Raw genomic sequence first — 9711 nt, forward strand, 5'->3', positions numbered from 1 at the left:
GATGTTGCCTTCCAGTTTATTTCTATCGTATCATTAGCAATTACGTCATAATTGTATTGATAATCTCCTGATGTTCCTGTTCGGTATTCGTAGTGATAGGTGGCGTCTTCATGATGATTGATAGCCGAGTCAATCGCTATTGCTTCTGCCGATTCTGGTAAAAGCTGTTGTGGTTGAGCAAGCTCTTAGGTTCTACAAGTATTGAATAATAGTAGTGCAGCAATTAATCCGACAAGAAATTGTATGGTTTTTTTCATGACTGTTGCGTTTCTGTAAAAATACTAAACGCGTAAGTTCGTATTTTACGGAAAACCGTAATCACCTATTAATTTATTGAAAATGTAACTGCAATCGGAATATGATCGGAGATTGCTCTTGCTTGTTTTAGGGTTTCAAAATTGGTGTAGAAATGGATGGCTTCAGTTTTTGATACTGCGATTTTGGCTGTTTTGAACCAGATGTTATCAAATTCTGAGGCAAGGCAATTGTTGTTTTTGCATTCTTGTTTAAGCGATGTTTTCTGATTGACGAATGCCGATTGATAACCCATCTTTTTCAACGGATTAAAAACAGTATGCGATTGCGGACAATTGAAATCGCCCACAAAAATCAAGTTTAAATCAGGATATTGCGCTGGTAAATATTTGAAATATTTGATTTCGGTTTCGGGTTGTTTCTTTTTGGTTATCGCGTGAAAGTTGGCGAGTGTAAATTGCTTGTTGTTGTATTCGAAGGTGCAATAAAACGGTTCTCTATCTATCTCTAAATTGTATTTTTGTTCGAGCCATGCTTTGCCAATTTTCTTGACTTTGGCGGTTTTCCAAAGAAAAGCATAGCGTTCTACTTTATAAGCGCTACTTGACGTTGGATCGCTTATCACGTAATCCCATTTGGCTCCTTTTCTATTTAATTCGTCGGCGAGTTGTGCCACGGCTTGCGCACCACCATTACCAGCAACAACTTCCTGTAAAGCCACAACATCATAATTTTTAATGGTGTTGGCAATGAAACTAATGGTTGTATCTGACTTGGAACTACCCAAGTTTTCAATATTCCAGGATAGGAGTTTTATTTGGGAGAATGAAGTTGTGGATAGTAGAAGGAAGAGGAAGAGGATTCTTGGCATTTTTTTTTTGTTGTAAAGCTAATTTAATTAATAGTTAAGTTGTTTACGGTTTTCCGTAAAGAATACTATTTTCTCTTTTATAACTTAGTGTAAAAATAATTTAAGATGCTTAAAAAAACTATATTATTAGAGAATAAGGCTTCGCTTACTACAAAGAATTTACAATTAGTTATCAAAACAGATGTTAGAGAAAGCACAATTCCAATAGAGGAAATTGGATTTATCGTTCTAGATCATCCAGAAATTTATTTAAGTATTCCAGCAATGAATTTTCTAATTGAAAACAATGCAGCTTTGATTGTTTGTAGTACCAATCATTTACCAAATGGTTTGTTTTTGAATTTGAATAGTCATCACATTCAACAAGAAATTTTTAAACAGCAAATTAATGCAAGCGTTCCCTTAAAAAAACAATTGTGGCAGCAAACCATTGTTGAAAAAATTACTAATCAAGGAATTCTTTTGGAAAAGATAACTGGAAGTAAAAACAGTTTTGACTTTTTAGCGAGTAAAGTTTTAAGTGGCGATAGTTCAAATATGGAAGGCGTTGCAGCAAGTCAATACTGGAAATCTTTTTTTGAAATGAAATTTAAGCGTGAACGATTTGGTGATTATCCTAATAATTTTTTGAATTATGGTTATGCTATTTTGAGAGCTGCAACTGCGAGAGCATTATCTGGAAGTGGTTTACTAAATACTTTGGGAATTCATCATAAAAGTAAATACAATGCTTTTGCTTTGGCTGATGATATCATGGAACCATTTAGACCAATTGTAGATGAAAAGGTATTTGAGTTAATGCAAAATTATGATGAGCAAGAGTTGAATACTTTACTAAAATCAGAATTGTTGCAGATTCTTACTCGGACTGTTTATTTTAAAGAGGAGAAAAGTCCGTTGATGGTTGCATTGCAAAAAACAGCAAGTTCGTTACAACAATGTTACACCGGCGAGAGGAAAAAGATAAAATATCCAAAACTATGGATCTAAACGGATACCGAATTATGTGGCTATTTGTATTTTTTGATTTACCGACAGAAACTAAAAAGGATAAAAAAAATGCATCAGGATTTAGAAACAACTTGCTAAAAGATGGTTTTAGTATGATGCAATATTCAGTTTATGTACGGCATTGCGCTAGTAGTGAAAGTGCCGATGTGCATGAGAAACGCATTCACAGATTATTACCGCCTTTGGGTAAGGTAAGTGTTTTGCGTATCACCGATAAACAGTTTGGAAATATTTTGAACTTTTGGGGTAGAGCAGAAGTGCCTAAAGAACCACAACCTACGCAGTTAGAATTATTTTGAAATAAAAAAATGCCTCAATCTTGCCTTTTCACTGCAAAAAAGAAGCGTTTTTTATCACGATATAATACTTTATTCTCTTGATTATTAGAAGGTAACGAGCCAACTAATATCGTGTTTTCTAATCTTTAATCAACCCACAACTCACGTGTTGACTTGGTATTTTCTTTCAATAATATCGTGTTTTCTAATCTTTAATCAACCCACAACTGGTTCTGATGTAATTGCAATAATCAATAAAATATCGTGTTTTCTAATCTTTAATCAACCCACAACAATAAATCGGGTTTAATTTCTTCTGTAAATAATATCGTGTTTTCTAATCTTTAATCAACCCACAACAGGTAAAACATCTACTAACCTTGCTAATTGAATATCGTGTTTTCTAATCTTTAATCAACCCACAACCATTTCTGTATTACATTCGTTGCATTTGTAATATCGTGTTTTCTAATCTTTAATCAACCCACAACAAAGTAACCATTCTAAACCATAGTTCAGACAATATCGTGTTTTCTAATCTTTAATCAACCCACAACTGTTCCTGCTTCACTAAATTGGCTGGAGAAATATCGTGTTTTCTAATCTTTAATCAACCCACAACGGGTAGAACGTTGTTTAATTTGTTTTTAAGAATATCGTGTTTTCTAATCTTTAATCAACCCACAACTGCTCAATTGCATCTAAATTACGTGTGATAAATATCGTGTTTTCTAATCTTTAATCAACCCACAACAAATGATGATGATGATTTATTAGACTTTGCAATATCGTGTTTTCTAATCTTTAATCAACCCACAACAAATGGTTTAAGTAACTTTTTTCGTTGTCGAATATCGTGTTTTCTAATCTTTAATCAACCCACAACTAATCTTATGAAAAGTGTTATAAACGGAAAATATCGTGTTTTCTAATCTTTAATCAACCCACAACATTCTAAACAACGCATAACTATTGCGTAATAATATCGTGTTTTCTAATCTTTAATCAACCCACAACTAATGATTTTAAATCTGAAAACTTAGCAAAAATATCGTGTTTTCTAATCTTTAATCAACCCACAACATCGTTGGTACACTTGTGCCGTTTGTTGTTAATATCGTGTTTTCTAATCTTTAATCAACCCACAACTTTTAATGAGGGCGTGACTTATGAAGATTTAATATCGTGTTTTCTAATCTTTAATCAACCCACAACTCTGTAAGCGCATTAAATGCTAATGGCTCTAATATCGTGTTTTCTAATCTTTAATCAACCCACAACAGCTACTTCCCAACTTAAAGAATCCATTTAATATCGTGTTTTCTAATCTTTAATCAACCCACAACTTACAGACGTACTTTTATAAGTGGGATTGCAATATCGTGTTTTCTAATCTTTAATCAACCCACAACATATTGACTACTGCATTGTTTAACGATTCTAATATCGTGTTTTCTAATCTTTAATCAACCCACAACTTAAAAGATGTATTAACCGCACTAGGTTTCAATATCGTGTTTTCTAATCTTTAATCAACCCACAACACCCGATGGTAAAGATTTAACGTCTGAGGAAATATCGTGTTTTCTAATCTTTAATCAACCCACAACAGAGTGAGCTATCGCTGGAACACCGTTGTGGTTTGAGCTGTTTAAGAGTTTGAAAACTTTATGTCAATGAACTTCTTAAAAATTTTGTCTTCCTATAATTGCCATAATTTCAATTTCATCAGCATTGATTTTATAAAAAATCGTATCTACACCACAAACACAGTAGCGATAACCTATTTTATAATGATTAGCATTAGGAAAAAGAAAAGGATTTGATGCTATTTTAGAAAAACATTCAAAAAACATTTCGTAATATTTCTCTGCTTGTTTTAAACCAAATTGACCAATACCATACTCAAAAATTCTGGTTAAATCCTCTTCCACTTGAATATTTAGTTTATAACTATACATTCAATTTTTTTTTAATTTCTGCTAATAATTCTTCTTTGGTCTTTATACTGAAACCGCTTTTTTCGGCTTTTTCCAATTTCATTCTTACAAATTCCACATAGGCATCTTGCTCTCGGGCTTGCTTTATCAAATAATTTACCGCTTCACTTTTACTAGTAAATTCTTCATTTGCAACTTGCTGTTTTAGCCATTCATCATTTTGATTAGCTAATGTGATACTTTGTCTGGCCATAATAAAATTTATTTAGTGGTGTAAATATACACCAAAATAATTTATTTCAAAAATTTTATTTTACCTGTAGGTGTCAAAACAAACTCATAACCCTCGACTAAACAATCAAATGTATTAGCTCCAATTTTAATCCATGGATATTTTTTTTGTTCGCCGACATTTTTACCTCCTTTCATTCCAGTTTTTAACCCCATAAATTCGGTGATTCGTTTCTTATCTCTAGCTTCTGAATGAAACAAAAGTTTTATTTCCGCATATTTTTCTACATCTAATTGTGTTATTTCAAATAAGCGTTCTAATAATTTTTCCTCAGAGATTTCAAATAGTTCATTAGGAGATTTGTCGTAAATTAAAACCATTTTCCCTTTCGTTAAAATATATTTTAAAGAGTTTAAATTTTCATCTTTTTCGGGAGCAATTGGATATTGTTTTTTATCTTCATTGCTCAATTTGAAATACTTTCCTGCATCAATAATATTAATTAGTTGATTACTTCTTGATATTTTACCTTTTTTGTCCAATCCTTCATAAATAGCCATACAATAATTCCCATCGTTCTTTGCGTGATAAAATTGTTTATGTTCATGTCTTGAAACATCACGATGCTTTTTTATGAATAACGGATTTGTTACATCGCTTGTGTAATAGCGTATTTTTTTAATTGGAACTGGATTTCCGCTTTTGTTTGGCAAAACATATAAATCATTTTTAATTTTATTTTCAAGTACTTGAATTGATTCTTTTATAGGTTGCTCTTCTTCTTCCTTTAAATTCTTTAGTTGTTTTTTTAACTCTTCAATTTCTTTTTTTATTTGCTTTTCTTGTTCACGACCATTAGTAACTATTTCTTTTATTTTGTCATCAACAATATTTTTCAAATCAGCATCCTTAAACATTTCGATACCTTGACGTTTTACATATTTTATAACTTCTTCTGTTTCTCCTGTTTTCTTATTTAGTTCTTCTCTTTTAATGGCACCGTAAAAACTTTCTTTATGCAATGCACCACGAACAGTATCGCCTTGCTTGTATTTAATCTCACCTTTTTCATTTCGTTGAATAATTCCTCTTTTTCTGATAGCTTTTTTGCTTTGAATTGGCAAATTATCTGGCGTGTAGTGACTAATTAAAGTGTTATTGTCAAAATTATCTACATCTTTGTGAAAACCTTCCCATGGAATTCTGTGAGAAAATGATGGTTTTGGCTTTCCAAAAAAATCAAATTGTTCTAGATCGTGATAATAATTTGCTAAAGCATCATTAATATCTCTTGTGCAACAAGCAACTACAACTGCATCTTTTGCATGATGTGCATGATTGTCTCTGGATTTTTCATTCAATCCCCACATTTGTCTCAGATTGGCAGTCGTTTTACCTTTTATTGGATATACTTTATTGAAAACAGTTTTTAGAAATAGATTTCCGTATTTACTAATAATACCAATATCAACCGATTGACTACTCTTGAAACTTTCTGGAACTTCTTCCATTGTGAACGATTTGTATTTCTTAAAATAATATGAATATTCAAATCTCAATTTGGTACGCTCAATAATATATTTATCTCTTTTTTCTTTGGTTGAAGCTGCTTTTATTTTTTTAGATAAATCTTTAATTTGTTGTTCTAATCCTTTATATTTTGCATACCAATGTTTTATTCTTGGTAAAATTTCATCATGATTTGCACACTCAAATGGAATTTTATCTTTTTTGGTTTGACGATTATAAGTTGCACAACATAATGTTTTATTCTGTTGTGAATTGTCTAAACTTCGACTTCTCGGAATAGTGTGTTCAATATCAAATTTTGGATTATTGCCAATAAAATCAGACAAACAAATAGTTTTTCCTGTATAAAGACACACTTTGTTTTGCTCAATCCAGAGTTGGTATTTTAGAATATCGGTTTCGCTTGGTTCATAATCGTTATAATTTGGATTTGAATCATTGCAACCTTCAGTTATTATTTCTCCTCTAAAAATTGATTTAATTTCTTCGGTATATTTGTTTCTTCTGTTCTTTAAATCTTCATTCCATTGTCTTATTGCAACTCTTTCGTTAGAAGAATTTAATTCTCTTGGCATTTCAATATGAATTGAGGTATCTTCATCAATCATATCATCTTTAATTAATTGATTGACAACTTTCTTCAATTGATGCAATGAACGCATTGCCATTGGATTCTTTATAGAGGAAATTAATGGACTTCCTAAATATTTTTTACCATCCTCATCACTTCGTTTAGCTTTCTTATAAACTTCAATTGCTGATGGATGATATAACTTTTTCAAGCTCTCTTCGGTAACATTAAAATTATCACTCAAAAAAGCTTTTAATATTTCGTCAATTGTTTGCTTTTTTGCAAATTCTCCTCTATCTGAATTGAGTTTCATTTGATTTGTGAAAAGATCAAAACATTCTGATAAGACTTTGGCTTGAAAAGTTTCAGGAGTTTCATCCCATTTTTTAGTTCCAAAAAAATCTTTTACTTTTTTGTTTAATGCATTTTTGTATGCTTCTGCCACAAATACATTAGTAGAATTCCAAGTTCCGTTTTCTTTTTTTACATTTTTTATTAATCCGTTGACAATATCTATATTGTTACTATACAATTTATAGTTTTCAATAATTGAATTTATCTCTTTATTAATAATATTTCTGTTTTCTTCATTATTCCAAATTTCAGCTGGCAAAATATTTTTCATATTAGCCAAGAAAACAGCATGTGAATAAATAAGAGTTTGTCTTAAATATGGCAAAATATTTCTAATTGCTTTCAAACTCAAAGAACCGTAATCTTGTTTGAGTTTTATTTTCGAAAATTTTGTTGCTGTTTTTTCATCACAATTAAGGTTTTCAATTGCAAATTGTTTTAATAATTCTTCATTATCAAACCGGAATAAAACATGCCAAACATCATCTATAATATCATCAATCGATTTTTGAACTTTTGTATTACTCTCTACTTTTGTGTTTTTTACAAAATTTGAAAGTAAATATTTTTTCCAGTCTGAGCCAAAGACATCAACTAAATTAGAAATTGTAGGACAACCTGCAACGTTACTTCCCAAATTATAATTGAAAAGAACATCAAATTCAGAAACATTCTTATCTTTATAATAACCAGATTTTGAATTTTTTGGTGTAAGTTTTTTGGCGATATCAATAAAATCGAAATTAGCTTTAGATTTTCTAAAAAATAAAGATTGAATTTGCTCCTTTTCATCTTCATTTAGTAATCTTAATTTTTCATCAGTTGGCAATTTAATTTTAACATTATTCAAATAGCTCAACATTCTAAACTCTTCAAAATCGGGATGTGAAATTGGCACGCACGCTTTCCTATTTTCAAGCGGACATTTGGCAACCAAACCTTTTTGGGATTTTAGAGGTCTTTGAAAAAATATTGCTTTCTCTATTTTTTCTTTTATCTCATTCGGGATGTTTTGCTTTTTGCAGATGAAATTGAATTCTGTTAAATAGTGGTCAATTCTATGAGTATATTCACCTCGTATTTTTTCTCCTTTTTGATATAATGTATAGAAGTATTCTCCTAAAGTAGCACATTTTTCGTCTTGTATCTTTTCCGTCAAATCGCTTATTGCCCTTTTAACAGGTCCGAGAAACTCTTTTTTGTTTAATCTTTCTTGTAGTTTTTCCTTTAAATCTGAATAGACTAAAGTAGAATTCTCTTTTATAATGGCATTAAAAGCTCTTGAAAGTGTAAATAAAGGTTTGTTACTTGTCTCTTCTTTATCATAGCTTGATAAAAATTCTGAAATCAAATCTGAAAATTCTAAAATTGAAGTTGCATCAATAATTATTCCTGTAATTTCAGAATTTTTTTCTTCAATAATTGAATTATCGGAACTGTCCAATCGATTACTCAAAAAACCACGTCTTTGAGCAATATGATAAAATGCTCTTCCTAAAACATACCTATCTTCTTTAGTGTTTAAATTAAGATTTTCTTTTGCACCTTTAAATCTAAATGAATATGGATTCTTGATTTGCTTTTTTCTTTCAGCTTCATCATCTTGACTATCTGTACTTAACCAAATTCTGAATTCGTCATTTTGCGGATAAACTTTTTTATATCTCCAATCATATAATTCATCATCAGATAATTTTGGACATAAATTATTATCTGACAAAACTTTTAGCAATTCAATTTTTCTAATTTTTCGTCTGTATTTTAATTTTCTAGCACTTCTAAATTCTGTTCGTTTTGCTGCTTTAGAACTTTCGCTATTTGTCTTTGCCTCAATATTTACTCCTTCAGAAAATATTCTAACACCTTTATCTACCAAGGAAAAATCATTTCCATCTTTATCAACTATCGCCCAACCAATGGAGTTTGTTCCTAAATCTAGCCCTAATATTTTTGCCATAACTAACTGCTTTTAATTCAATTTTGAAAGGTAAATAAAAAATAATTAACCATTTTACGGAAAACCGTAAACCAACATTAAAATGTTTTACTTATCTTTGTGACTGATTAAAACTTCTAATCTTTAATCTTTTCACAATAAGGCTATATGCCGTAGATGAAAATCTTAAGTCCTGCTTCGGTGGGACTTTTTTGTTTTTATAATAAAAATGAGATTTAAATTTTATGAAATTAAATAGAATTCTTCACTGTCTTTGGGTTTAATAAAAGCCGCAAATTAGATTGGTATAACTTCAAAAATTGTGGATTTCATTTCGTTTATCCAATTTTAGAAATAATTTTTTAAACATAAAAAATAGTATAAAAGTAATCTTTACTGGAAATCGTAAAGAGGTAAAAAAAGATGAATATTAAATTTTTAAAAAGTTCTTGATATTTTTGCTCCGTTTTACTTCACAAATACCACCCGAACTGACGGATTAGGATGGGTTCTCGATACAATTTTCACACCATTTCAATGCGTGAAAATCAATCGAACTGACGTAGAATAATTAAGCTTAGGCAACTTTTATTCTTGGTTACAGTGCATTGCGGGACCATTTTTTTAACATAATTAGACCAACCCACGTTGTTTTTTAAATCTAAATTAAGTATTTGTTTACTCTTACTAGCATATATTATCTTTTATTGATTTACAATATCTACAATAAGCA

Annotated in this window: 6 protein-coding genes and 1 CRISPR repeat array; of the genes, 2 read left to right on the top strand and 4 right to left on the bottom strand. The window is 30.4% G+C overall.

The features are described 5' to 3' along the window. Positions 1–325 precede the first annotated feature (325 nt). Positions 326–1126, bottom strand: coding sequence for an endonuclease/exonuclease/phosphatase family protein (locus DIU01_RS01560; RefSeq protein WP_290831503.1), 801 nt, complete (start codon positions 1124–1126; stop codon positions 326–328). Between the two features lie 105 nt (positions 1127–1231). Here DIU01_RS01560 and cas1 point away from each other — a divergent pair, with 105 nt between their 5' ends. Continuing rightward, positions 1232–2116, top strand: coding sequence for a type II CRISPR-associated endonuclease Cas1 (gene cas1, locus DIU01_RS01565; RefSeq protein ID WP_290831504.1), 885 nt, complete (start codon positions 1232–1234; stop codon positions 2114–2116). Further along, entirely contained in the window at positions 2107–2436 is a 330-nt protein-coding gene (gene cas2, locus DIU01_RS01570) for a CRISPR-associated endonuclease Cas2 (protein ID WP_290831505.1), read from the top strand. Before cas1 ends, cas2 begins: the two co-directional genes overlap by 10 nt. A gap of 105 nt (positions 2437–2541) precedes the next feature. Continuing rightward, a CRISPR array of direct repeats spans positions 2542–4025; the repeat unit is 36 nt; unit sequence AATATCGTGTTTTCTAATCTTTAATCAACCCACAAC. A gap of 75 nt (positions 4026–4100) precedes the next feature. On the opposite strand, the gene DIU01_RS01575 is transcribed toward cas2, so the two are convergent. From DIU01_RS01575 to cas9, 3 genes are read right to left on the bottom strand one after another with little or no spacing between them, the layout of a single operon-like run. Next, the gene (locus DIU01_RS01575; protein ID WP_290831506.1) at positions 4101–4376 is read right to left on the bottom strand and encodes a type II toxin-antitoxin system RelE/ParE family toxin; all 276 of its coding nucleotides are present in this window, start codon (positions 4374–4376) and stop codon (positions 4101–4103) included. Then, the gene (locus DIU01_RS01580) at positions 4369–4608 is read right to left on the bottom strand and encodes a CopG family transcriptional regulator (RefSeq protein WP_290831507.1); all 240 of its coding nucleotides are present in this window, start codon (positions 4606–4608) and stop codon (positions 4369–4371) included. Before DIU01_RS01580 ends, DIU01_RS01575 begins: the two co-directional genes overlap by 8 nt. Before the next feature lie 41 nt (positions 4609–4649). Beyond that, positions 4650–8999, bottom strand: coding sequence for a type II CRISPR RNA-guided endonuclease Cas9 (cas9, locus tag DIU01_RS01585; RefSeq protein ID WP_290831508.1), 4350 nt, complete (start codon positions 8997–8999; stop codon positions 4650–4652). Positions 9000–9711 lie beyond the last annotated feature (712 nt).

This window comes from Flavobacterium sp. (assembly GCF_003525665.1).
Taxonomy (GTDB): domain Bacteria; phylum Bacteroidota; class Bacteroidia; order Flavobacteriales; family Flavobacteriaceae; genus Flavobacterium.

Coding starts and splice junctions, on each gene's coding strand:
- DIU01_RS01560 (WP_290831503.1), bottom strand. CDS start 1,126: ATGCCAAGAATCCTCTTCCTCTTCCTTCTACTATCCACAACTTCATTC.
- cas9 (WP_290831508.1), bottom strand. CDS start 8,999: ATGGCAAAAATATTAGGGCTAGATTTAGGAACAAACTCCATTGGTTGG.
- cas1 (WP_290831504.1), top strand. CDS start 1,232: ATGCTTAAAAAAACTATATTATTAGAGAATAAGGCTTCGCTTACTACA.
- cas2 (WP_290831505.1), top strand. CDS start 2,107: ATGGATCTAAACGGATACCGAATTATGTGGCTATTTGTATTTTTTGAT.
- DIU01_RS01575 (WP_290831506.1), bottom strand. CDS start 4,376: ATGTATAGTTATAAACTAAATATTCAAGTGGAAGAGGATTTAACCAGA.
- DIU01_RS01580 (WP_290831507.1), bottom strand. CDS start 4,608: ATGGCCAGACAAAGTATCACATTAGCTAATCAAAATGATGAATGGCTA.